Origin of the sequence: Paenibacillus sp. OSY-SE, assembly GCF_000283315.1 — a bacterium.
Lineage (GTDB): Bacteria > Bacillota > Bacilli > Paenibacillales > Paenibacillaceae > Paenibacillus_B > Paenibacillus_B profundus.
On the sequence record NZ_ALKF01000178.1, the window covers coordinates 69,762 to 95,333 of the forward strand.

A 25,572-nucleotide genomic window follows, 5' to 3' on the forward strand; every position below is an offset into this window, starting at 1 on the left:
TAGGATCCCTTAGGCGCAAGCCTCTATCCTAATTAACACGGTCGCTCTTATTTAGGTTCACTAATTTGGGGGAAATTCAAAAAAATGCTGCCCTCACGTCATATCCTGACGGGGACAGCATCGTTCATCCTATTGCAACTTTATTTTCAAATCCCGATCCCAATGTCGAATGTAGAACTCAAATAAGTAAATCTCTGTTTCGTTTCCCTTAAATCCGCGATACACGTTTACATACTTGTTGGAATTCTCCCAATCGAGCCAGTTCTCCTCCCATTGGTAAAACAGGACTTTCCCGAATATTCTCTCGTCTCCCTGTTTCATGTACGTCTGAGTAACGCCGCTGAACTTTAGATTCTCGCTCTCGTTCTCGACATACAGGTCACCGTTTTTGGTATAGTAGGTTACTTTGACCGGATAACCCTCTACGTTCACAATCGTTTCTTTCTTTTCATCTGTAATAGCTGTCAACTTGATTGGCTTCTTATAGTAACGTATCTTCTCGATCTCACGTTCCAACAACAATTCTACCGGCGTGTCCGCGGTCAACCGCAGATCGTGCCTTGCCGGAAATGTGAAAGCTTGCCGATATCCATGGAGCGGAGTATTGGCATATTCCAATGGCATCTCCCACCCTTCAAGCTTACGTCCGTTCACTAGCAACGAAACTGTCCGATATGGAATTTCGTGGAATTCTCTCTTATTCTCTACCTCCAATTTTATCGCAGTCGGCCTGATAATCAGCTTGCGGAGGATCGAGTCCCCTTGCGCCGTGTGGATCGGAATGTTTAATTCCCGGGTCACTGACGCCTTTATCGCCTTCTCCTTGTTCAAGGTGAACATACCGATATTCCATTCTCCCTCGATATGGCTTCCCTTCACGCCATATACAAATTCGAATGAATTGTCACCCTGCAGTAGTTCGTCCGAGCTATAACCTTCTTGTACACCCCATTCTGGATGTCCCCCAATCTCGATCGTTCTAGTCGTCTTATCGCCTGATCGAATTACCATTTCCCCTCCCTTTTTCACCACAATTTGAGGGCCAACGATGTTGAAATTCGAATCATCCGTGTAGGACACAGAGTATTTGAGGGTTGCTTGCCCTTGTCCGCCTTCCATGAACTGCACCTTCAATTCCTCGATCCCGCCATCATGAATCGGAAAAGTCTGTACCTCTGCCTTGTGCGGATTCAAATCGATTGGTACACGAACATAGTCGTACGCCTGCAGCCCACGCGCAGACAATTGCACATTCTCTTCCTTGCCGGGAACCGTCCAGGACGTTTCGAAGAATCCGTTGTAGGTTCGGCTTTCTTCATCCCAATTATGCCAATAGTAGCCTTTATCCCAGTTCATATTCATCTTCTGCACAAGATCCAGACTTGCAATGGAATTTCCCTTCTCGTCTTTGAAATCAAATTGGTCGAACGTCCATTTCCGTTCCTGCTTATCCCCTGTATTCAAGCTGTATAACAGCGTGGTTCCATTATCGTCGGACACCGCCGTATCGATTGCGAATGTGACGCCGCTATTCGTAACCTTCTTATTGATCGGCTGCCCGAATCCATGCTGGATCGCTGATTCCACACCTTGGAGAGAATTAAAATCCCACTTCCCGGAAATATAGGCGAGAACCGGGGTAGCTAACAGCACAAATACAGCCGCTGACAGCACGGCGGCTAAGCGGCGTCCTCGGAACAACGGTACCGTCCTGGACGATGCGGAAGTTTTTTGCTTATCCTGCGCGTTTATGGCCGCCTCGATCCGCATCCACATTGCATCGAAGTCCGGATAGGAATGGTTGCCGTCATCGCCCAGCTGCTGAGAAAGATTTTTTATTTCGTTTGTTCTCTTCTTCATGTTCCGCACCTTCCTTCCTGCCTTTTACCTGCTTATGTACGCTGCTATTCCCCGGCCTGCCCCTCTCATCCGGCTCAATCTGACCCGACTCATCCAGCATGACCTTCATCAGCTTCAAACCTCTATTCAAGCGGGATTTCACCGTGCCAATCGGGATCTCCAAAATCTCGGCAATTTCCGCAAGAGCCAAATCGTTCGTGTAACGGAGCGTCACCACTGCCCTGATTTTATCAGGCAGCTGCGCCATGCGTCGCTTCCATTCGTCCTCCGTCTCCTGCCGCTCCACCATGCTGAGCGCGGACGGCTCCACCTGTTCCCGCTGGAACAAGAGCAGCATTTTCTCTTTCATCCGTCTCGTCTTGCGTCTGCGCAGATGGTTCAAGCAGTGGTTGACCGTAATGCGCATGAGCCACGTTTTGAGATACTCCACCTGCTGCCAGCCGGAGGTTAACGCCTTCATGAACACCTCTTGGCATACATCTTCCGCGTCTGACGCATCGCGCAGCATATAATAGCAGGTCCTGTACACTTCTTTGTTGTATCGCTCAAAAAATTCCCTGTCCGTCAACAGGTCCTCCACCTTTCCTATGCGTTACTATACTAAGTTAACAACTCACAAGAATAAAAGGTTCATTTTTTTCATCTTTTTTATATTATTCTTTCATTAAACTTTTCCCTTCTAATCGATGTTATGGCATTCCGCAACTTAAGAATCAGGTTATCTAACGAAAAGGGATCGATTAGCCGATATACATAAGGGAGTATGTCTGAGGAGGATATTGAAATTGCCACAATTCGTTCGGCGGCTCAATCGTTGGCTGCTGTTCCTTATCTTGCTTGCGCTATGCGCCTATCCATTTCAATATTTATTGGGATCCAAATTCGATCGCGGAGCATTGTCCTTCATGTTCGACATGCCGTCCGACGATATTGTATTGATGCTGTACAGCAACACGGCTCGTGTCGGCCGCTACCTCGTGCCGATCGATGATGAGCGTCCCGGAGCCGCACCGTACAAAGAGCGCGGCGAAACGTTCGTTCCAGCACGCTTTCTAGCGAATAAGCTTGAGGCGGAGCTTTCCTATGACAAGAAACGAGGGACGATTACCTTCGCCAAGGATAAATCCAAAGTGACGTATTCTTTTCATGCCGGCGAAGTTACCATTGCCACGGCAGCCGCGCCGTCTACGACACCTCTCAAGGCTGCGCCGCTGGTGAAGGACGGGATGACTTATGTGCCGCTGCGCCCGGTCACGGAAGCGCTCGGCCGCAGCATTTACACGCAAGACGGGATCATCGCTTTGTCAAAGCGCAAGTCGGCGCCGGACGCCGAACAGTGGCAGGACTGGCACGATGAGCTGTCCCTGTATCTGGCTTATGATTCGTTCGGGTCATACGCCGTTAAGCTGGGAGACACGGTCCAGACTCTGTTCCGCCGCTGGGAAGATGCCGTCGCTTATGCCAAACAGGCGCCCGGGCGCAGAGTGACCTATCGGGGCGAGCATGTTATGTGGGATCCCGAGCGGCCTGCGCCGAAGTCAATCCGCTTGAATGGAGCCCCGCTCATTCTGCAGCTTCCGGATCTGCCGCGCGGCTGCGAGGTAACTGCGCTCGCCATGCTGCTGCGAAGCGCGCAGGTGGATGTGGATAAGAACGAGCTTGCCGAGAAGATACGCAAGGATCCGACACCGTACAAACGGGCTGACGGCAAAATATATTTCGGCAACCCGCACAATGGATTTGTCGGAGACATGCGTTCCCTGTCCAATCCGGGACTCGGCGTCTACCACGAACCGATTGCCGACCTCGCGGAAAAATATTTACCGGGACGGATTATCGATATGACGGGCACTACATTCGATCACTTATTATGGGTCGTCGGTCAGGGAACCCCGGTATGGGTTATCCATACGACCATGTACGACGCCGTGCCGGAGCACCATTGGGTCACTTGGCAGACGGCGGATGGACCGATTCAAGTCACCTATTATGAGCACTCGTTAGTTGTAACGGGTTATGACGATAAATATGTCTACGTGAACGACCCGCTCGGACGCCGCGACCGTGTGGAGCGCAAAGCTTTCCAGCGGGGATGGGAACAGATGGGCAGTCAGGCTATTACGTATTTGCCGGAACAGGGAGCTCCTGCCTCCAATCCAAGCACGAAATAACCTTTTACACAAATACCGCACAGCTACAATGAAGGATAGATAGAGGCAAGTCTCAAACCTGCCGCTCTATCCTTTTTTATTTCAACAACTCAAGAGGAGCTGCGGCTGCAATGTATGCTGCATCCAAATAAAAAGAGGCTATCGCAATGGTCAAACCATTGCGATAGCCTCGAACATTCTTCCTATTCGATTGTCACAACCCCGTCTTGTCTTGGGGGTGCTTGGATGCCGGCTTATCTTCATCCACATCCCGCATCCAGACGTTCTGTTCGTCGTACTGGAATGAACCCCGGCGGCTAAACACCCAGAGCGCATACATGATGACGCCCAACATAATCAACAAGCCCAGAACAAAAGGAACAAGCGTTACCATAACACGCACCTCCCTATTCTCTTTGTCCGCTGCAGCGATACAAAACAGACTTATCCACCTTAATGGACGAAGATTATCAATGAATTACCCAGTCTTTACCTCTATTCGTCCAGGTTGAGACCGGAATATGCGGCGGATGGGGCCAATCTCCTAGGAACCATATGTTCAGCTTAATCCCAATTGCGCGTGATGAGATACAAAATAACTCCTAGCGGACCAAGAGAGAACACGACCAGCGCCCATAGACAGCCGATGTGCTTTCCCCTTCGATCCGACGCCTCGCCCCAGATCCAGAACAGCATAATCCAACTGATAAGCCATATCAAGAAGTATAACATACTCTAGCCTCCTCCGCTTCCAAAATACGACAAAACGCCCCGGGCATCTTATCGGATAAGTTGTCGGAGCGTTTCCATCATCTCTATTCTATTTACGCGGCGAAGGATACATATATTTCTAAATTAGGTTATCGCTTAATCAAATCTTCGCGCAGCGGAGTGAACGCGCCCAACAGAGCACTCTTCTCTAATGCTGTCACCCCATGATTCGCCCCGCACGGTATGACGATGGATTCCCCTTGAGACACCACGGTCTACTGCCCATCGATCGTAAATTCCAGCTTGCCGAGCTGTTCCTTGCCCAGCCTGAATGATGGGGAGAGTGAACGAAAGAGTACTTCGACGACTCTTATCTTGCTTCATATCTTTTAAAAAAGCCGGCCCTTAAGGGCCGGCTCATATGCTTATGCTCCGTCTTTGACGGTTATTCTTCTGTCTTCTTCTTATCGTTCACCCGCGATAAATAACCGTCATAACGGTTATCCACTTCCTTGGCCATCTTGCGGTATCGCGCCGTCTCTTCCACGATCGGATCGATGGACGTCTGGATGCGAATTTCGGTTCGGGGCGCTAGGCGCCGTCTCACCGCTGCATCCTGATCTTCCGTCTCCATCTCCCCTTCAGTCAGAAAGCCGCTCAATTCCGCCTCTAGACGTTTTCGTTCTTCTCGTTCAGGCATGGAAGCCTCCTCCTTCATACGCTTTGGCGTTAGTATGGGCTTGACCAAGCTCATTCATGCCACGAAAAGGTCTCGAAGCCGGGCATGACCGCACCATAGCACGTGTGAAGAATGTTGCTTCTTATCCTTGCGCATTTCCATCCTTCAGCGCGCCGATAAAAGCGTCATGAATAAGCCCGTTGGAAGCGACCACATCGCGCACGCCCAAGTGATACGGCTTGCCGAACGTGTCCGTAATCCGGCCGCCAGATTCGGAAATAAGCAGACTGCCCGCCGCCAAATCCCAAGCGTTCAGATTCAACTCCCAGAAGCCCGTTAATCTTCCTGCTGCAACGTATGCCATATGCAGTGCAGCCGATCCTGCGGTACGTATGTTGCGCACCTGCGGGGCCAAGGCGTTGATCCCTGCCAAGTTGCCAGGCAGCGCCCGATCGCGTTCCGTAGGGAAGCCGCTTGCCAGCAGGCTCTCAGACAGCTTGCTCTCCGGAGCTGCCTGCATGCGGTTCCCGTGCACGTAAGCCCCCTTCCCCTTCTCCGCAACGAACAGTTCGTCCCGCATCGGATCATATACAATGCCGACGATAACTTCGCCGCGATGGGCCAACGCAATCGATACGGAATAGAATGGGAAGCCGTGTACGAAGTTCGTCGTCCCATCCAACGGATCGACGACCCACAAATATTCTTCTTCTTGGGCTTGTTCCAACGCGCGCTTGGAAGCTTCGCTTCCCGGCTCTACGCTTTCTTCCCCCAAAATGACGTGCTGCGGAAAATGTGTCAAAATCAATTTACGTATCATTTGCTCTGCACCCTTGTCGACTTCCGTAACCAAGTCATGCAGGGAAGATTTTATGTGGAGTGACTTGTGTTGACCTAATCTGCTCTTAATCCATTCACCCGTCTTAGCAGCACAATTGACCGCTACCGCGGTGTAACTCTTACTTGTGACAACATAAGGAGTCTTGTCCGAAGTGCTCAAGGCATTCACGCTACTTTCTGTAAAAAATGGTAATCATACTTCCTTAACTATACGTCATTTCTATAGTGAAGTTTCGTTCGAATATCCTTGTAAGCGCAAAAACCGTCATTCGGCCACCAAGCCGCTCATAATCATACGCACCGCCAATACGAACAGCGTGATGCGCAGCAGCAGCAGAAGCCCGCGTCCAGTCATCCGATTGGCGAGCGCCGCCCCGATTCGTCCGCCGAGCCATGCGCTTGGCGCGAGTATTGCCACGAGTGTCCAATCAACGGAACCGTTCCAAGCATGCACGCTTGTGCCCAAGATAGATGAGAGAAAAATAACGAACATGGACGTGGCTGAGGCAATATGAGCCGGATACCGGAATAGAAGCACCATTAAAGGAACAAACAACGAACCCCCGCCGATGCCGAACAGCCCGGAAATGAACCCGACTGCAAAACCGATAAATAGCATGGGCACTAAGCTGTAACCATACTCCTCCACCTGACCCGAGGCGTCCATCATGGCGCGCGTCTCTCGCCACGAGATGTCGAACGGCTTCAACCGCTCTTTTATCATCATGAGGATGGCCATGGCAAGCATAAAAAATCCGAACGCAAGATTAAATACGTTGTCATTGAAATACTCGGTCAACGCCGCGCCAAGCATGGAAGCCGGTCCACTCGTTATGAAATAGACTGCACCGCTGCGCCAATCGACGCGTTTCACTTTCATATAGGCCAGAGTCGAAGAGCATGCCGTAAATATAAGAACCGCGAGTGAAGTGCCAACTGCTGTCTGCGAGGAGACGGGGCCCCCGAGCAGATGGGGACCGAGAAAGATAAGTCCCGGCACGATGATGATGCCGCCGCCCAGGCCGACAAGGCTGCCAAAGGTTGCGGCCACGAGACCAATCAGCGCGAGGAACAATATCGTGCCTATCATGTTTTCGTTCCTACTTTCACAATATAGAAGATGACAAAAACGCCTTGCCACGTGCATTCATTCTGTCGAAGAAATGCGCATGACAAGGCGGACGCTTGTACAACGTCTCGCATATTATGCGCGTCTAGTTAAACGCCGATAATATGGTATCCGCTGTCTACATAAATGACTTCACCCGTAATCCCGCGGGACAACGAGCTCATCAGGAACATCGCTGTGTCCCCTACTTCCGCCGTCTCCGTCGTGCGGCGCAGCGGTGCTTTCTCCTCTACCTGTCTCAGGATAGAGTTGAAATCGCTGATGCCCTTCGCAGCTAACGTGCGGATAGGACCTGCCGAAATCGCGTTGACGCGGATATTGTGTTGTCCCAGATCGGCCGCTAAGTAGCGGACCGAAGCTTCCAGCGCCGCTTTCGCGACACCCATGACGTTGTAGTTCTTCATTGCGCGTTCTGCGCCGAGGTATGTCATCGTCATGATGCTTCCGCCCTCGGTCATCAGCGGATGCAAGCGCTGCGCAACAGCAACCAAGGAATACGCGCTAATATCATGCGCCAAGGCAAATCCTTCACGGGAAGTGTCTGCATACATTCCTTCCAATTCTTCCGTCTTGGCGAATGCAATGCTATGTACTAATCCGTGCAGTGTGCCGAACTCATCGCGCAATCGAGCTGCCAAGCCTTCAATTTCTGCATCCACCGTAACATTACATGGAAGAATGACCGAATTCGGAATGGTCTCCGCCAGCTTGCGAACCCGTCCTTCTACACGTTCGCTCTCGTATGTAAATGCCAATCTCGCACCCTGAGCGGCTAACGATTGTGCAATCGCCCATGCGATGCTGCGGTCGTTCGCGACGCCCATAACGACGATATTTTTACCCTCAAGTAATTGAGTCATCGTATTATTCCTCCTCTCGCCGACACACATTCTTCCATTTCATTGCAGAATGAAAAGAATGAGGTAAACGTTCTTTGTCCAACGTATCGTATTTTCGCTTGATTTTCAAGTAGCAAGTCCATTAAGGATCGATATGGACGCTCGCCTGATTCATCAGGGTTACCCCTTCACCCGCATAAGCCTCCAAATCCTGCATCAGCTTCAGCAACGCATCGTCCTTCCGCTTCGCCTCCAGCATGACATCCAGCCGCTCCGTATACCTCGCGGCAGCTCGCAAAAACTCGAGCAGCGGCTTAACTTCGACATAATCCGCATGCCCTCGTATATCCTTCTCACTCTTCGGGCTCGACACATGAATCTTCGGCGGCAACGGATCTTGCTTAGACGCATCCGCCTGTCCGTACTTTGTCTCCCACGTCCGCGCGATGCGCGGCCATAGATCTGCAGTATTCTCGCCTTCATTGTTCACCCATTGATGATGGATATCGAGCACCATCGGCACGCTGAGCTCCTCGCAAATCGCCAACGTCTCCAGCGCATTGAACGTCTTGTCGTCATTCTCCAGTGTCATGCGACACGCAATCGCTTCCGGCAGCATCCGAAAGTTCACCATGAAGCGTTCGCCCGCTGTCTGCTTATCGCCGTATGCGCCGCCGATGTGAATGTTGTTCTTCGCGCGCGCATCAAGCCCCATCGCTTCCAGCATCCGAAGGTGATATTCCAGGTCGATTACAGATTTCCGCAGCACTTCCTCACGCGGCGTGCTGAGGACGGTGAAATGATCCGGATGGAAGGATACTCTCATTCTATGCTTATTGACGTAGGCCCCGATTGCGGAAAATGCCTCGGCGAGTGCAGGAAATGGGTCCCAATCCATCAAGGCTTCATGGGTGGATAATGGAATGAGCTTCGAAGAGAAACGATACACCTGAATGTCATGCGCGCGGTTATGCTTCAACAGGCGCAGCGTGTTATGCAGATTCGCCTCCGCCAGCCGCTCCAAGCGCCGGAGTCCGGCATCCCGGTCGTAAAGTTTATTGAAATTCGCATACGTCATCGTACGGGACGGGGACGCATTCTGCACCGTCATCGACATTGCCACATAGCCGAAGCGCACAAGCACGTACCATCAGACTCCTTTTTCAGCGCCTTCGCGCCATATTCTTCCTTATCGTAACCATTATAAGGAGTGCTTAGCCTGACTTATGTTCGTCGAGTGCGCCTACAGCTCCATTTCCCGATTATTGCGGTCCACCCATCCGGTTAGAACCGCACAGCCAAATTGCGCTTGAAGCCACTCTGCCAGCTCTGCTCTTGCGCCGGCAACCTGAGCGTCATTACGGCCCATGAACCCGTCAATCGGAAAGAAGATGTGGCGGCTGTCTGAAGTAATCTTGCCTAGCTCACTTTGCCGCCAGATCCAACGGCGGGTCTTAATCTGATCGCCCACGGCATAGACCAGTTCCCCGTCATCTGGCGATTCCGCTTCCGTTTGTCCAAGACCGAACGGCACGAACGTATCATCCGCCTTGGCGAAGCGCACGCAAATGTCCTCTTCCGCTTGCTCCATATTGTGCGCCCCCATCGGAACGAGATATTTCAAGGAGATGGCATTGCCCAGATCGACTGCCGGATTAATGCTAGGAAAGCCTTTCTTCTTCTCAATGCGCGATGCCATTGCTTCAATCGAGCTCATGAACTTGTTCGGATTGAAACCAAGCGTCTGAAACGCATCGCGGTACGGCGCGATCTCTTCCGATTGCTTGGCACGGACGTCTTCGAACTTCGCTTCCACTTCAGCGATACTCTGCTGCAGACGCTGCTCGATTTCAGGGTAGACCTTCGTGTTGTCAATTCCTTTAGCAACAACGATACCAAAGCATACATGCGGCAATGCCTCGAATACTTGTTCAGATACGGTAAATTTCATATGTTTACAACCTCCTATGGCGTAATGTAAATGAATGCAAAAGAAGCCCCTTCTGCCAATCCGGCTTCCGGTGCTTCCGTGACGATCATTTATTTCCGGTTCGGGTCTCCGAAGAACATCTCGTGCGCCAGCGCGGTCTGTACCCGGGATTCTTCTTCATTCAGCTTGCGGATAAGCTCCATCTCTACTTCGGTCACTTCTTCGCCCTGAAAGTTAATCTCAGCAATGGAGGCCACAATTTTGACAATCGCGACCGCCGTATTGTCCGGCGTATACGCAATTACCTTCTGGCCTGCAGGGAACACGCGAAAGCCCTGCTTCGTCATCTTGCCGCGGCCATATTCGAGCAGCTCATGCAGCTCCTGTTCGGTCTTAAACTTGCAAACGGAATTGAACTCGGTCTGAAATCCCATGTGACTCGCTCCTTTGCTTCGTTCTATTCTTTATTGAACCACGAATACTGGATGTCTGGCAACTATGCCTCTTGTTGCCTATAGCCACTCTCCCCTGTCATCAGGAAGCGTGCCAGTCGTCCAGCTTCGAGATGACTTCATCAAAAACCCGCTTGTTGTTCCGCAATATTTCCTTGTCTCTCCATTCTGACAATACCTGCTCCCATTCCGCCGCATCTATCCGAGTGACGGGAACGATCTGCTGCTTCATCATGTGGCAGACGGCATGCAGCGCCGTCTGCCGCTCGGCGTCGCTTCCATTCAGCCACACTATCAATTCCTCTGCGCTTGGCTGCGATACGGCCAAGAGCGAGTCCCAACCGCCGATCGGGAAGGCAACATGAGGCTTCATCCAGCTAATGATCGCGCTGCTGCGGAAATGCCGCAAGCGATGAAGAGCTGTATAAGGATGTACGGAACCATCTGCCTCTTCGCTCTCCACTTCTCGAATGACGAGCGGCAAGCCTTCCTCCTCAGGCAGACAATGCGCTGTCAAATAGTCCCGAATCCAACCGGGAACCGCCTCGTTGCCGTGCCAAAGCGATCTTGCCCAGTCCGCAGCCTCTGCAGCCGATACATGCACAATGACTTCACTCCAGGCTTGCTTGTGATCCGACTGCTGCGCATGCTCCACCCTGGATTGCAAAGCGTCAAACACTGCGGTTCGGTCAAACCGCGCGAACGCATCCTTGACGGCCTGCTCCTCTGCCCCATGCATCGAGGCATAGGCGAGCAGCGATTCCAGACTGGCGGCCGACTGCTCTAGCGTCAGCGTCAAGAAGACATCGAGCCAAGTTGACCATATTTGCGCGGTGGAGCAGCCCAAGTCCAGGCCGCCTTCGCTGCAAAATTGCCGGTGCTGTCCGCAGTCCGCGCCGATACAGCCGAGGGACGTCACCCGCTCCACATATTCGGTAAAGCTCGGGGCCATCAGGTCGAACTCCCCCTCCTCATGGCTCCAATACCATACCGATGGATCCGCCGCCCCGTCATCCAGACCGATAAGCAGCGCATCCCCGTTGCCAGCCGTATGAAATTGCAAATAACGCCGTTCATCCGGGTCATCCTCGTCACCGCCGAAATAAGGCCAGTCGAGCTGTTTTAAGCTCCAGCCGAAGTCGCCGGAGGGCGTATACTCGAGCTCGTCAGGAAGCATCGCCGCATTCGGCAGCGACCAGTACATCCCGACTTCCTTCGTCCCCTGCTGCAACAATGTGCGGAACACGGACGGGATCGGAATGCCTATTCGTTCCTCTACTTCCACAAGCTCCGCCTCCGTGGCTGGGGGCTGAACTTCTAACGGATGCACCCGCGCACCTTGCTGCTCAAGCCGCTTCATCAATGCTCCCCATCGTTCAACCCATGCCTGCATGACTTGTTCCACTGTTCTCCTCCTCCATTTCCCCAACTATCATCAATCGGCGCGCAGACGGCTTTACGGCATCTCGATATCTGCATCCGCCAGCTGATATGCAGACTTCGCCCCATGTTCTTCCAGTAAATCTCGCAATGGCTGCAGATCTTCCTTAGTCCCTGTGCCGATGACCAGATCTTCCTCGCGCTCCAGCAGTTCCTTCGCCGCCGTCGGCGCTAGCTGCAGTCGTTCCCGCACTATCTTCAGCACCTTGATCCGGTTCGGACCGGCATCGGTCAGCACGAGCTGATATGTCCGGAAGTCCAGTTCCAGCGGCGGCCGTTCCTCCGCGCTGCACTGCGCCCATTCGAGAAGGCTCTCCAGCCATTCCTCCAAGAATGAACGCGAAATATCGAAGCTGCTCCGTTGCGCATGAATCTGTTCTATATCCGTTGCTGCCTGACGCTTCGCCTCGACGAGCAAGCATTCCAACGTCCGAATCCACTCCACAAAAGTGCAGCCGAACTCCTCCGCTTCCCAAGAGCCTTCTCCATGCACAGAAGTATAAATGGGATAGTCCGCTTCGCCTTCCGTCATATCAACAAAGTACGGATCCCCGTCCCATTGCCCGATGACGAGCCATGAAGGCAGCCATTCCCCCTCTTCCCAGCCGGTCAGATCTTCCCCCGCAAGCCCATCTATTCGATAGCCGAGCTGGTAGCTCTCAATATCTGCGATATTCGCCAGTGAAAATGGGATATACGCCGCAGCCGGGGAACAAAGCACGCTCCGGTCAAGCAATTCCCGCAAGTCCAGCGGTATGTTCAGCACCATCTCTTCACTCTCCTCGCAACATCTTGCTGCAACCGACTTCTACACACCACATCAATCCCACTCATACTAAAGTCAGTTGGACCATTAAATGGTCATGTGCACTGCCACCTATAGCCGCTGACTCGGCAACCGTCGCACCAGAACATATAGGCTATGCCGCCGCTGCCCCACATCCATTCCTCACCGTCAGACGTCGGCAGATCGGAATCGAGTTGGGCGATGAAGGCCATCTTCTCGCTGCAGTGCGGGCAGTGCAAATAATCGGCCCCTTGAATCCATGACGGCATTCCGCCGAGACGGTTCAGGTTCTCCCGGCTATTCGATAGCGCCCAATCCTGCGTCTGCCAGCGGCCTGATGCCGGCACAAGCTTGATCATTGCATCCCGCAGCGCTTCGGCTGGAAATTGCGGCTCCTGCGGCTCCGTTCCAGCCGCACTAGGATGCGGGTACGGCTCGCCTTGCTCATCATGAACGCAGAACAACTCACCTTCCTCCCAGCCTAGGCACGACAAGCATACTCCAAGCGTAATACGAGACAATGAGGCAATCGGGACGCCGTCCGGTATGCGTTCGAGTGTCAATAGACGATGAATCGGCTGACCGCATACGGAGCATGGGGCGGCGAGGCGGCCTCCGAACATGGCCGTCTCGTTCCGGTCGTCTGCCGCCGGAGTGGCGGGAGACAAGCCCCACGTAGGATGCTGTTCCCGCGCAAACCATACCGGACGTTCTGCGGTGAAGTCTTCCGGCCGAAATACAAGATGATAGGCCATATTCCCGTGCAGTTGTTCAAGCTCCCCTTCGGCGAGCCGGTAACCGGCTTCCTCAAGCAGCAAGTCTAACGGGTACCGGACGGCCTCCGCCTGGCTGCCATCTCGGTGCAGCCGTTCGATCCGCTCGATGACCGCACGGAGCGCCGGCTCGGTTCGTGCTTCCAGCAGCGCATTCAAGCTGTGGCCGAATGCCGGATCGTTCACTTCCGCATCGTGTAATGTATGTATCCATTGTTCGATGTCCTTCTCATGGGCAGCCCTGCAGAACCATGCGCTATAATAAGCGTTTTCATTCGGCTGCAATCGGAACAGCTCTTCAACATAGGACGACAGCTTGTCCGGACATTGCAGGCTGGCATAGGCGATCGCATCCGCTGCGCCCTCATGAGCAGGGTTCGACCGTAAATGTTTCATGGCTGCCTGGATGACTTCATCCCAATTCTCCATAGCGAGCAGGCCGAAAGCCGTGCCGAGCACAGTCGAACCTTCAGATATCCGCTCCATGAACGCGATAACGAACACGGATATTTGCTTCGGATCACAGCTAGAAATGGCAAATAACTGCTCGAATACGGCTTGGGATGCCCTTTCCTGCAGAAAAGCCTCTACTAATTGATCTACATAAGGAGTCATGCTTCCATCCTTCAACCCGTTCACCCTCCTTTTTTCTTCCCTAATTAAATTGTAAGGCCCCGACAACCCGCTGTCCATTCCACGCAACTTGCCCCTTTCTTACCTTATATTCGGCGGCAAGCGTGTAAAGCTGTATACATCGGTGCTTCAACCAATCGCAAATTCTGAGTGTTGTGGAGAATGGACAAAGGGTGTCTGAGAAAGAACATACCTTTACGTGAGCTCGAGCACTGCCTCAGAGAATATCCGCTACCTGACCGCACGAAACAACAAAACGGAGCGGCTGAGCCGCTCCGTTCCGTTCATTAAGGATTCACTTTTTCGTACCAAGCTCGCAGGTGATGCACGGCAACCCCTCCGTAAGACGGATGGTCGACACTTTGCCGCCCTACCTCCTGCAAATGTTCTTCAAAATAGTTCACGGACTTGCTATGAAAGGTAACGAAGTCGCCCTCGTCCGTCGGTCCAAGCTCAACGCCGATCAGAATCTTCTTGTTCGCACTTTCTGCTTCTGCGAGCATATCGATTGCTAAATCGTAAATGGAATCCGAATGATCCCGGTAGGCCATAATGGTAAGCGAATCGAAGCGCTCAAGCATCCATCCGCTGAGGCTGCCTCCGCCTTCTGACGCTTCAATGCGATGAAGCCAGAAAGGAACGTCTGCCGCAATGTACAAGCCTGCTGCACGGGCCTCGCTCAGCCAGCGGGTCATATTGTGCGACCATTCGCGCACAATCCGGCTTTGATCCCCCTTCCAGCCTCGCAGCAGATACGGTTCCACATCGAGATGGACACCTGTAAACTGCTCTTTCGGCCCGGCTTGTTCATTGTAATTGGCAACCCAACGGATGAATTCCGTGCCCTCCTCCTGCTTATCGGCCCGCGCCCACTCCGGACTCCCTTTTAAAGCGTGAACGTCAATGCCAGCCTCGTGCGCTTTTCGAATAAATTGACGGTATTCCACCTCCCTCACGTCAGTGCTTATCTGCACGAATATTAAATTGACTTGATTGTCTTTGCTGAAGGATATGACCTCATCCGGGGCGTCCCGAATCCATTCGGTGTCCCAGAGCCATGTCGCTTTTGTCTGCTTCGCTCCCGCGGAGTAGAACAGCAGCGGCGTGACTGCAAAGAAGCACAGTAACAGAATGAGTGTAGTCCATCGCTTATGTCTGAACCGGGTGTAACGCTTTATTACCCGCGCGCTCGGGCGCACGGAGACTTTGTCTTTATTAGACAAGAACAGCCTCTTCCCATTCTTCATTGGAGCTTGTCTGCGCCGTATAACCCAACTTGTAAATGTTCGGTCGTTTAATACCTTTGAAAGCGTTACGAGTATCCAAAATCGGGATATTCAAATCAGCGAGTTCTTCATAATCAAACGATTGATGATTCGTAATCAGCACCATGCAGTCATACGTTTTGAAGGTTGGCAGGTTGTAATCGATTGTGCACACCGTCTTGCCTGTCTTATTTTTAAAGTGAATCGCATGCGGATCGTAATAATCGACTTGAGCACCGCTCGCCTTAAACAACTCATAGATTTCAAGACCCGGGGATTCCCGCAAATCATCGATATTCGGTTTGTAGGCCATGCCGAGAATTAATATTTTCGAATTTCTAAGCGATTTTGAGCCTTCGTTCAGTATCCGGGATGTTTTCTCCATAACATGGTACGGCATATTGGCATTGGTCGCTTGGGCGATATCGATAAACTTGCTGTAGAAACGGAAGCCCTTCGCTTTCCAGGACAAGTACATCGGATCAAGCGGGATGCAGTGTCCGCCGATGCCCGGTCCAGGATAGAACGGCATGAATCCGAACGGCTTCGTTGCAGCGGCATCGATGACCTCCCAAATGTCGATGCACATCCGATCGCACATCATCGCCATTTCATTAATGAATGCGATGTTCACGCTGCGGAACGTGTTCTCCAGCAGCTTCGACATTTCAGCCACCTTCGTGGAAGATACCGGAACGACGGATTCCACGATGTGTCCGTACAGAGCGGTCCCAAGCTCCAAGCACGCCGGCGTCGCGCCGCCTATCACTTTCGGCGTATTGAACGTATTATACTTTTCGTTGGACGGATCGACACGTTCCGGCGAGAAGCAGAGGAAGAAATCCTCACCCGCATGATACCCGATCGCTTCGATTTCCCGCTGAATGAGCTCTTCCGTCGTTCCCGGATACGTCGTGCTTTCCAGCGTAATCATCAGCCCTTTTTTCATATAACGCTTCAGCTGTTCGACAACCTGCGTAATATATGAAGTGTCTGGATCCTGATTCTCGCTCAGCGGAGTAGGCACGCAGATGCTGACCGCGTTCAGCAATTGAATATGGCTGTAATCGCTCGTAGCAAACAATCTTCCTGTGTTCATGCATTCCATCAAGGTTTCATCGCTCACATCTTTAATATAAGAGTGACCTGTATGAATCTTCTCAACTTTTGTAGGGTCCACGTCGATCCCAACCACCTGAAATCCTTGTTTGCACATCTCGATAGCAAGCGGCAGACCGACATAACCTAGACCAATCACTCCGACGACAGACGTTTTGTGTTCGATGGCATGTTTCAAATTAGCAGCATACATGTTCACAGGTTCCACCTTCCATACTTTCTATTTTTTATGTCTAGAAGCAACGACTGAGTCTTTCATCTAATTCAACGGGCGAGAACGGCTTCGTAATGTAGTCGTTGACGCCTTGTTGATAGCAATAGTCTATTGTCTGCTCCACCCGCTGTTCGGACAGAATGACGATTTTCGGAGCAGGGTTCAGATTCATCTTCTGAATGTGAGAAATGAACGGCAAGCCATTAATACCATATAAATTCAACTCGGTTAATATGAGATCAAACGGCTCGGAATGGATGCGGTCCAAAGCGGAATAGGCATCTTCCGCTTCGTACACTTCGTACCCCTTCATCGTAAGCCATATGTTCAGAAATTCCCGGACGCTCTCATCATGGTCGACCACTAGAATCCGTCTGGCATCCATAGGCCGCAGCTCATCATGCAGAACCCGGATATCGGAATAGGCGCCCCCGACCGTCAATTCGGCCAAGCGGCCCTCGATCAGTTCTTCGATCTCCGCAGCATCAGCAACGGCAGCAATTGCGCATACAATCGGCTTGCCGGCAAACTTCTGCTCAAGCAGCATCTTTAACTGGAGCGCATAATAATGCGTTTCATCAAGAGCTGCTCGTCGCAGCATAATCGCAATCAGGTGGTGCGAATCATCGATCATCAACTCGAATGAAATTGTACGCTCCGCCTTCAGCCAATTGCTTATTTCTCCCTCCCACGCGCGGCCCATCGAACCGGCATGAATGAAGATGATTCCTAATTGATGCTCGGGATCATTCGAACAGAGATGATGCACCGTCTGTTTAAAAGACGGAACGAATTCGGATTGCTGTTCTGCAGTGTGCAGCATAAACGGTTAATACCACCTTTCCTTATCGCTAAGTTAGTGTTGAACATGGACCTTTAGGCCGATTTCACTTGTTCGCTCTTTTCCTTCCAGCTTTGACGGGTCATTGCGCCCCAAGAGTTGTTCTTCTGAAAGTATTGAATATGTCCCTGAATCCGCCATAAGCTCCCGAGCTGGCGATAGCCGAAGAACATGAGCACGCTGAAGGCCAGCATGCGGAGCATGTCGCTAACTCTCGGGTAACGCTTAAAGGCGATTTCTTCGATCAAGAGTGATCCGATAGCTAACAGAAGCCCAGACAAGAAGTTGATCGTCAGGAACACACCGACGATATTCCAGCTTGTCATGTCGTACAGTGCGTAGCCGATCAGAGAGAGCAGACCCGTAATTTTAAAGTACGGATTGAGCGCTTCAAAAATGATCGTATACGGGAGCGACAGCATGCCGAATACTTTGTACTTCGGACGAAACGTCATATCATAATTCTCGATCATATTTTTCAGATTTCCCCGTCCCCAGCGCTTGCGCTGATTGGACAAAATATGATACGTGTCCGGAGCCTGAGTCCAGCAGACAGCTTCCGGACAGAAGGCAATGCGGTAAGGCAATTTATTTTCTAGCATATAGCGGTGCAGCTTGATGATGATGTTCATGTCTTCACCCGGATAACCGCCACGGTAACCGCCGACTTTAATAATGTAGTCTTTGCGGAACAGTCCGAATGCGCCGGATACGATAATGAGTCCGTTAATCGCGCTCCACCCGATGCGTCCGCCGAGGAACGCCTTTAAATACTCGCACGTCTGAAACATCGGCCACCATTTCTTCGGCAGGCGAACCTCCTTGACTGTGCCGTTCTCAATCGTGCAGCCGTTGGCGATACGCACGTTGCCGCCGATGGCGACGTATTCTTCGGGATTGGACATATACATATTTGCCATTTGAATGAGCGAATCTTTCTCCAGCAAGGAATCCGCATCAATCGACGAGATGAGCGGATAATGCGAGAAATTAATGCCCGCATTCAGCGAGTCCGCCTTACCGCCGTTCAGCTTGTCGATGACATACAAATGCGGATATTCCGGATTGTGATAGATTGCTTTAATCTTCGTGCAATTAACTGAATATCGAACCGCCAAGTTGTCCATGTGGAACAGCTCGAACTCGTCGATAAGCACCTTCATCGTCTCATCCGTGGATCCGTCATTGATAACGATGACTTCATAGGTCGGATAGTTGAGCGTCATCAACGATCTGACATTTTCAATAATAGTCAGCTCTTCGTTATAGGACGGAACGAGCAGGGATACGGGCGGAACGTGCTCCGATCCCACCAAGCTTCCGCTTAACGCGTATCGTTTTCTCCGCACAATGGAGAAGACGCTCTTCAATGAAAAGAGCATAATGCCGAAATATATAGTGTTGACGATGATGACATAATACATCGCGAAATAGCCGTAGTTGAGAAGTAAATCTCTAAGCAGAATAATCGCCTCCTATGCCGCGAATGTTTGGTACGGATGATGCTTGGCCGAAATATTGCTCGTACAGCGACTGTTTCGTGTGAGCGCCCGATATCTGCTTGCGCCGGTTGGCGAAGAAATGCTCACGCAGGAGCTCCTCATGAATACGGTCTTTGGCCATGTCGGATTTGAAGGGGTCATCTCTTTCCAGCGCTGCCTCACACAGCGTTCGGAATCCTGCATCTCCCATCATGGCTAAGCTTTTCGCGCTGTGATAGCGCACCCACCAGTCAGAATCGGTTAATGCTTGCTTCAGCGCAGGTATGCTGCCTTCGTAGCCGAATTGTCCAAGCGACTCTGCAACAGCCGCACGGATTTCCCCTTCCGGATCGGTCAACCATGAGCAGATGGTTTCCTCCGGGAGGATATTGCCGGCACGAACAAGCATTTTAACTGCAAGGGAACGTATTTCTTTGTCGTCACTGTCAGCAAGTCGGAGCAGGGCAGGCGTTAAAGTGACGCCTGTCTGTCCGCGTAAAGCGAGCAATGCGGTCTTCACCAGATTGTGATCCCGATCCTCCATGCATTGAAGGAGCAGCGGCGTCACATCAAGGGATGTCTCCTCCAGCACCTCGGCTGCATTCAAATAGTTCCCTTTCCGGTGACGGGTCAGCTGCTGCAACATCACATACAGCTGGTCTAGATGCTCCGCGCACTTGGCAACGGATCGGGCTAATACGTGCAGTAGCGGTCCGTCTTTTTCCTGCTTCATCAGCTCAATCAAGGGTTCAACCGCCTGCGCGGATCTCATGCCCCCCAGACGGTAAGCTGCTTTCATTTGCTTCGCATAGAACATACTGCTAAGTTGTTTCCTATCCAGCTGCACGAGGTCCATGTCCTCGCACAGAGCGGTCAGCTTCTGCCGCTGTGCTCCCCGGAATTTTTCAATCCACTCCATCAACTTGTCCTGTATGACTCGCGTTTCTAATGGACTAAGTGGTCCCTTAGGCGGTTGGAACGGGTCTGGATCAACGATATGCCGCTGCAAGTAGACGAAATAGGGTTGATGCTTCTCCAGCAATGCTGCCCGTTTCCGCTCCAATATAATGCTGCGTGCTTTCATCGTGAGCAAAATCAGCACTCCGAATCCGATTAAGCCAAGACACACGTAAATGAAAGCTACGGCAAGGTCCAAATTGGAAAACATTTGACGTTCGCCTCCTTTTATCGGTTAAAGTCGCGCGCCATTGGCCGCTAAAGTTAGTTAAGACGGTGAAAGAGCTGCTTCATCTCGTCATAGCTTTGTTTCAATCGTTCTGTATATCCAACTTTTTCCCATTGATTCCATTGGTATACTGGGATATTGCGTAGTGCGTATGGCTTAGATGCCTTTGCTTTGTCTTTCTTTGCTTGTGATGCACTGCGTTCTGACACCCAAGGCAGAAAGCGAATGCCTTCGGTCGTTTCCGTCTTGAATACCCGTTTGTCCTGAAGCGGACTATAGCTGATGACCTGCTTCGAACTTGGATCCGCGAACCCAAGCAGCATCCATGGGATGCGCATTTCCACAAAATCACCTTTGTACTGCCAGGTAGCAAGAGAATTGTAATTCGGATCCTTCGGATTATTCGTCCCCCGAATCAATTTACCGACCGTCACATCTTCGAATGGATGCGCGGATCTCGTATCCGGCGGCTCCATCTTCAAGCTGACGGCTAATCTCCACGGGTTGAACCGTCCCGAATTAGGTGCCAACTCTTCCGGCTTCGGCTCTATCATCCAATAGCCCGATGGTCCGTACAGCCGGTTATGGAAATCGTAGTTGGACGCGATGCGGACTTCACTCTCCTCGTCTTGACCGAGCACGATTAGCGTCTCAAGTCCTTCGTCCAAAGTGATTCCCGGCAGCTCCGGCATGCTGCGGTTGCCTCCGCCTAGCGTGCTGGAACCGATATACAATGCCTTGCGCTTCGGATCGAACGGTTCGGCAAGCCGCAGCGACAGGTATACATACCCCTCATCGTGAGCTGCCCACATCTCCCGGATTCCCGGCAGCTCCGTCTTGATCTGCACTTTATCCGGCAATTGGTCCCAATCGCCTGCCTCCCCGTCTATAACGAGGGTGTCCTCCTTACTCGGAAACATCCCGAGCAAACCGAACATCTTCTCATTGGTCAATACGTTCAACCAATACGGGCGGCGGTCGTCCGGAATTTCATAATCCATCGTGTTCCATGTCTTCTTGAACCATTCGTCCTGCCACATGAACAAGATAGCCCCAGCGAACTCCTCATCGTAAATGTCCTGCGTAAGCGAAGCATCGATGCGCCCTTGCTCCCGCTCATCATGCCCCCCTTGATTGCGGCCGCCCATTCCCAAGTGAGATACCCCTATCGAGGATGGGACGCCATATTCCGTAATCATGACAGGCATATCTGTGAACTGGGCTTTAAGTTGGCGCAGATAGGCTTTATAGGTGTTGAATTTACCTTGCTCATCCTTCAGCGTCTGCAGTGACTTGTCCAAGTGGAAGAAGTCAGGGTAATACGGATACACATGGTATGCGGCAAAGTAACCGGCATTCCACTTCACAGGCTCAATATGCCTTGCATCCACACTCGCCAAATCTTCCTGATACAACGGTTCGCCCGGATGCGTCAGGACATCGGTCGTCACCCAATTCGTGAACGTCATCGGATGCTGCCATCCGTAACGATTCTCGATGGAGGCGGCATGGTCGATCATCTCGGCTAACCAGCTCTCGAATGGAGATGCTTGCGCCGCGGCGGTGAAATAAGTGCCTGCATACGGCTTGAGTGCCTGATGCTTGTTGTTCGTGTTGTCCACCATCACCGGGTCCCACTCCGTACCGAGATGCCACGCCATCAAGTAGTCTCCTGCATTAGCCTTATAGGTCCCGCTTGCCACACCCGCCGATTCCGGCAGCTCCAGATCGCCATAGACGGCGCGGACCGCCTTCTCGATCTCCTGCTTGAACTGCTGTTGGATCTCGGGCACATAAGCGTCCTGCGATTCTATAAGCTGTTCTTCCGGGGACCAAATGCCCTGGATGAAATAGAGCGGGCGGTCACCCTTGTCCCGGTTAAACTTAACGAGCGCCTCATAAAAGACCGGCTTATGCACGGTATAGACGCGAATGACGTTAGCGCCCATATCGCGAATTTGCTCGAACCATCGCAAATAGTCGTCCTCTTGAATCGGGAATTCGCCAGGGAAATAGCCTGGTACGGTAGCTCCCAGATTGACGCCTTTCACGAAGATTGGCTTGAACCCGTCCTTCTCATATGCCATGAAGCGGTCGCCCTCGGTCTTGAATTTGACCTTGATGCCGCTCGCGTCAGCAAGAGCAATGGGTTTCGGATAGAGAAAATCCTGCAGTAAATAAAATCCTCCCGCAAAAACGCCGATTAAGAGCACAAACGATACAGCAACAATGTTCCATTTCCTCTTGCGGCTCATGTGTGTTTTCCCATTCCACCCTTTCTCTATGAAATCTATAAGTCATCGCGCTAAATAGTTAAAGACGCGGGTTAGAACACCTCCTAGAACAATTACCATCACCACACAACCAATAATAACCACTAAATCGACTGGAATAACATGGTTATATAGTCGTGATTTGAATTTGGGACCCAATTCCCTTTGATGAAATTTTATGTGGGCGTGAGAGTTTGCCCGCAATCAAGCGGCTCACTTTCGGCAATCCAGCTTGATAAGTGGAGTACTGCAGAGGATTTTTTCTCTATTCGATTTCTTGTTGTAGTTAGACGCAAGGTGTTGCAAAAAGTTTCGGCTTTGTAACCTATTTACCAAAAATACCTAGAATATCAGGTCTTTGGTCACAATTATGCATTCGACATATAAATACATTATTAACTTTCAAAATAGGATATTTTTACTATTTTTGTTTACAAGATTTTTATGTGACGATCTACGGCCGAGTAGCAGTGCCTCATCCCTTATTTACGCCAATGTTCATAGTCTAGTTTGTGTGCGCTTACAAACGAGGAATCAGACCCATCTTAAAATCAGTGTTTGACCGCTAGACACATGCAGGCGTTATAGCTGATGCTAAAGTCTGCCGAGTCCCTGTGCCTTTTGCGGAACAGGTGTGTCCATTAGGCTCATTTGGGCCCACTTTCTATAGTAGAGGAGGAGGTATTTTCTTTTCCCTCTAAGTGGCAGGGGCACGTAAGGATAGAGGGGGGCGAACTGCAATTGTGCAGTAATTTTTGCTAAAATCCGGCTTTTTCGGCTTTTGAAATGCAATTGCGGTCCAGCACCAAAATGGGGAATTGATGGGCAAAACAAATGTACTTTTGCAATTGGGGCACGTGGTTTAGCGGATGTTTTCCCGTTTTGGTTCCAACTGCAACGTACAGCACTGGTTTCTTGTTTTAGCCAGGAAATCGGAGGTTTTATTTTTTTGTAAAGTGTTGATCCACTTGATGATACTACCTCTATGTAGGCCTTATTAAATGACAACGTTTAAAGGAAAGTTTGAGCTTAAACGTTTCTTAATGGTAAAGATGACGTGGTGCAGATGAGGAAAATTGATGTAGGACGGGCAATTGTTCCCCCGCTTTTTGTACTGTAGGACGTTGAGCCCTTGCAACCCATTCGGGTCTGACAGTACCAGATTAGTTACTACCATGGCGCATACAGTGAAAGTATGTTCGCTTCCATTACCCCAGTCCTGCCCTGCTCCAGAGCTTGAGCGACGGTCTGTACAGCGGGTAGAGCTATTGGCCATGGAGAAATTAGTGGTTCCCCCCTATTTCTATCGTTTCAAATAGTTGTTCAGACTGAGCGGGTTAGTCAGTTCCCCTTCATACGTATCCTCATTATTAAACAGCCCGATACTCGGATCATACCATCTGGTCCGCAAATATTGCAGATTCGTCATCTTGTCCCAATACTCGCCCGAGTAGCGAATAATATTTGGCACCCGCTCTTCTTCCGTCAGCGGATTGCCCCAGATATCGTACGTATTGAGCAATTTCTCTCTATAGCGCTAATTAGGTTACATTGTTCAAGAATTTATGTGTGTACAAAGGTAATGAAGAAATTATTGTAGCCGTGTTACCTTGGTTATATGTGTTACTGGTTGAATGATGGGTTCATTGGGCACTAGGTAGCCCACCAAAAGAAAAACCTTGAAAGGCGCGAAGCCAATCAAGGTCTCAATGTACTATATTTCAATTAATCCCCATAGTTCTAATATAGTTTCCCCATCGATTCGACCTTCTTTAAACAATTCCTCTGCTGTCTGAAATGACTGAGTAAAACTATCTTTCCCTCTTGTTAAGTAGTATCCTTCTTTGTTTGTACTAATCCAGTATTCTTCATTTTGATAATAGAACTGGAACTCTTCGCCCCACCCTACTCGTTGGACAAGTTCACTGTACTCCAATTTTCATCTCTCCCTCCCTTACTTACTTCTACTTGGATTACCATTTTTATCATAAGTCCAAGTATGTTCATGTGGTGCTTCTGGATGAGTTTTAGGATTCTTATGATGGGTATAGTCTACATCTCTTGTTGCTTTTCCATCAGACCCATACCATCTTCTCGTTAATATCTCTCCAGTTTTAAGGTCAACAATATCAACACTTGAATTTGGCTTGCCAGTAAATCCAGGATTTTGGGTGACTGTTGTATGATTGTTACTTGGGGTAACGTTATAATTGTTACCTTTATTAGATGTCGCCGTTTGTTTACCTATACCCTTATTAGACTTTAAGCCTTTATCCAAAACTGATTTATAAAATTGCTCTGCACTTTTCGGTATTTCTATCTTAGCTCCGACAGGTCCGCGACTCACATTCGCCGGGCTCGAGTAACCCCCTCCACCTCCGACTCTTGGGGCACTAACGGAAGAGGAAATTCTCCCTCCAGACAGTGCACCGTCACGACCGCCGCAATTGTGCGTCCATATCTTCAAGTCCGTTACGAAATAGTTGTGTATGCCTTGGACTCTGAAATTATATACCGTGATCCGTTCTTTCTTGACGTCAATGTCCTCGATGGGAACCTCTTGGTCATCGAGATCGACCAGTTTGTCCCCTTTCTTCAGATCACGTGCTTCGACCCAACCTTGGCCAGCTACCCAAAATGGATGCTCTGCCGTTGTTATGATGGTGGTTCCATTCACTTTTACATGATAGGTTTCATCCGTTTCCCTTTGGAACAATTCCTCTACAGGGTTGTAACCCAGTTCCCCGGTTTCCTCATTTCTCGTTTGGACTTTATCTCCCACTTGAATCTCTTCAATCGGTTTTAGTCCTTGTTCCGTTTTCACTTTCGTTCCGGCTGAAAAACAGAGTAATGAGCCAATGCATAAATCCCAAGCGTTGTTCCCGGTCGGATCGATCTTCGTCAGCGGGTTATTCTCTACATACGTATATTGGTTCAGACTGAGCGGATTCGTCAGTTCCCCTTCATACG

Annotated in this window: 23 protein-coding genes and 2 pseudogenes; 1 reads left to right on the top strand and 24 read right to left on the bottom strand. The window is 50.8% G+C overall.

Annotated elements, in window-relative coordinates; genetic code table 11:
- Positions 1-129: 129 nt before the first annotated feature.
- Together A372_RS0113370 and A372_RS0113375 are read right to left on the bottom strand one after the other, a co-directional pair.
- Positions 130-1,860, bottom strand: coding sequence for a DUF4179 domain-containing protein (locus A372_RS0113370; protein WP_019421364.1), 1,731 nt, complete (start codon positions 1,858-1,860; stop codon positions 130-132).
- Positions 1,808-2,428, bottom strand: coding sequence for an RNA polymerase sigma factor (locus A372_RS0113375; protein WP_019421365.1), 621 nt, complete (start codon positions 2,426-2,428; stop codon positions 1,808-1,810). The genes A372_RS0113370 and A372_RS0113375 overlap by 53 nt, the downstream gene beginning before the upstream one ends.
- Before the next feature lie 217 nt (positions 2,429-2,645).
- Here A372_RS0113375 and A372_RS0113380 point away from each other — a divergent pair, with 217 nt between their 5' ends.
- On the top strand, positions 2,646-4,031 hold the full coding sequence (locus A372_RS0113380) for a C39 family peptidase (protein WP_019421366.1): 1,386 nt from the start codon (positions 2,646-2,648) through the stop codon (positions 4,029-4,031).
- 193 nt (positions 4,032-4,224) lie between these two features.
- On the opposite strand, the gene A372_RS0113385 is transcribed toward A372_RS0113380, so the two are convergent.
- The 22 genes and pseudogenes from A372_RS0113385 to A372_RS35470 all read right to left on the bottom strand — a co-directional run.
- Positions 4,225-4,404: a hypothetical protein gene (locus A372_RS0113385; protein WP_019421367.1), complete on the bottom strand. Its 180-nt coding sequence runs from the start codon at positions 4,402-4,404 to the stop codon at positions 4,225-4,227.
- A 170-nt stretch (positions 4,405-4,574) separates the two neighbouring features.
- On the bottom strand, positions 4,575-4,742 hold the full coding sequence (locus A372_RS37950) for a hypothetical protein (protein WP_019421368.1): 168 nt from the start codon (positions 4,740-4,742) through the stop codon (positions 4,575-4,577).
- A gap of 128 nt (positions 4,743-4,870) precedes the next feature.
- Positions 4,871-5,029, bottom strand: a pseudogene (locus A372_RS39545) (cupin domain-containing protein); the annotation flags it as partial.
- A gap of 137 nt (positions 5,030-5,166) precedes the next feature.
- The gene (locus tag A372_RS0113395; RefSeq protein WP_019421369.1) at positions 5,167-5,421 is read right to left on the bottom strand and encodes a hypothetical protein; all 255 of its coding nucleotides are present in this window, start codon (positions 5,419-5,421) and stop codon (positions 5,167-5,169) included.
- A 121-nt stretch (positions 5,422-5,542) separates the two neighbouring features.
- Entirely contained in the window at positions 5,543-6,400 is an 858-nt protein-coding gene (locus tag A372_RS0113400) for an inositol monophosphatase family protein (protein WP_026011054.1), read from the bottom strand.
- A gap of 105 nt (positions 6,401-6,505) precedes the next feature.
- A complete protein-coding gene (locus A372_RS0113405; protein ID WP_019421371.1) occupies positions 6,506-7,330 on the bottom strand; it encodes a sulfite exporter TauE/SafE family protein in 825 nt (274 codons plus the stop codon).
- A gap of 128 nt (positions 7,331-7,458) precedes the next feature.
- Entirely contained in the window at positions 7,459-8,229 is a 771-nt protein-coding gene (gene fabI, locus A372_RS0113410; protein WP_019421372.1) for an enoyl-ACP reductase FabI, read from the bottom strand.
- 121 nt (positions 8,230-8,350) lie between these two features.
- A complete protein-coding gene (gene uvsE, locus A372_RS0113415; RefSeq protein WP_019421373.1) occupies positions 8,351-9,352 on the bottom strand; it encodes a UV DNA damage repair endonuclease UvsE in 1,002 nt (333 codons plus the stop codon).
- Between the two features lie 99 nt (positions 9,353-9,451).
- The gene (locus A372_RS0113420; protein ID WP_019421374.1) at positions 9,452-10,159 is read right to left on the bottom strand and encodes a B3/B4 domain-containing protein; all 708 of its coding nucleotides are present in this window, start codon (positions 10,157-10,159) and stop codon (positions 9,452-9,454) included.
- An 89-nt stretch (positions 10,160-10,248) separates the two neighbouring features.
- Entirely contained in the window at positions 10,249-10,572 is a 324-nt protein-coding gene (locus A372_RS0113425; RefSeq protein WP_019421375.1) for a hypothetical protein, read from the bottom strand.
- 100 nt (positions 10,573-10,672) lie between these two features.
- A complete protein-coding gene (locus tag A372_RS0113430; RefSeq protein ID WP_019421376.1) occupies positions 10,673-11,995 on the bottom strand; it encodes an SMI1/KNR4 family protein in 1,323 nt (440 codons plus the stop codon).
- 51 nt (positions 11,996-12,046) lie between these two features.
- Entirely contained in the window at positions 12,047-12,799 is a 753-nt protein-coding gene (locus A372_RS35460; protein ID WP_019421377.1) for a ribosomal protein L7/L12, read from the bottom strand.
- A gap of 92 nt (positions 12,800-12,891) precedes the next feature.
- Positions 12,892-14,220 (bottom strand): hypothetical protein, encoded by a 1,329-nt coding sequence (locus A372_RS35465; RefSeq protein WP_019421378.1) that lies wholly within the window; start codon positions 14,218-14,220, stop codon positions 12,892-12,894.
- Positions 14,221-14,510: 290 nt separating this feature from the next.
- Complete coding sequence (locus A372_RS0113445) at positions 14,511-15,446, bottom strand: hypothetical protein (protein ID WP_019421379.1); 936 nt, start codon at positions 15,444-15,446, stop codon at positions 14,511-14,513.
- Positions 15,439-16,806: a nucleotide sugar dehydrogenase gene (locus A372_RS0113450; RefSeq protein WP_026011055.1), complete on the bottom strand. Its 1,368-nt coding sequence runs from the start codon at positions 16,804-16,806 to the stop codon at positions 15,439-15,441. The genes A372_RS0113445 and A372_RS0113450 overlap by 8 nt, the downstream gene beginning before the upstream one ends.
- Before the next feature lie 34 nt (positions 16,807-16,840).
- A complete protein-coding gene (locus A372_RS0113455) occupies positions 16,841-17,644 on the bottom strand; it encodes a response regulator (RefSeq protein WP_019421381.1) in 804 nt (267 codons plus the stop codon).
- A 53-nt stretch (positions 17,645-17,697) separates the two neighbouring features.
- Positions 17,698-19,086, bottom strand: a complete 1,389-nt coding sequence (locus tag A372_RS0113460; RefSeq protein WP_019421382.1) for a glycosyltransferase family 2 protein — start codon at positions 19,084-19,086, stop codon at positions 17,698-17,700.
- Positions 19,087-19,117: 31 nt separating this feature from the next.
- Complete coding sequence (locus A372_RS0113465; RefSeq protein WP_019421383.1) at positions 19,118-20,311, bottom strand: HEAT repeat domain-containing protein; 1,194 nt, start codon at positions 20,309-20,311, stop codon at positions 19,118-19,120.
- Between the two features lie 53 nt (positions 20,312-20,364).
- On the bottom strand, positions 20,365-22,584 hold the full coding sequence (locus A372_RS0113470) for a hypothetical protein (RefSeq protein WP_019421384.1): 2,220 nt from the start codon (positions 22,582-22,584) through the stop codon (positions 20,365-20,367).
- 1,333 nt (positions 22,585-23,917) lie between these two features.
- Positions 23,918-24,115 (bottom strand): annotated as a pseudogene (locus A372_RS0113475) (RHS repeat-associated core domain-containing protein); the annotation flags it as partial.
- A gap of 201 nt (positions 24,116-24,316) precedes the next feature.
- Entirely contained in the window at positions 24,317-24,538 is a 222-nt protein-coding gene (locus A372_RS0113480) for a hypothetical protein (protein WP_019421386.1), read from the bottom strand.
- An 18-nt stretch (positions 24,539-24,556) separates the two neighbouring features.
- A partial coding sequence (locus A372_RS35470; RefSeq protein WP_026011056.1) for a polymorphic toxin-type HINT domain-containing protein occupies positions 24,557-25,572 on the bottom strand: 1,016 nt, incomplete at its 5' end.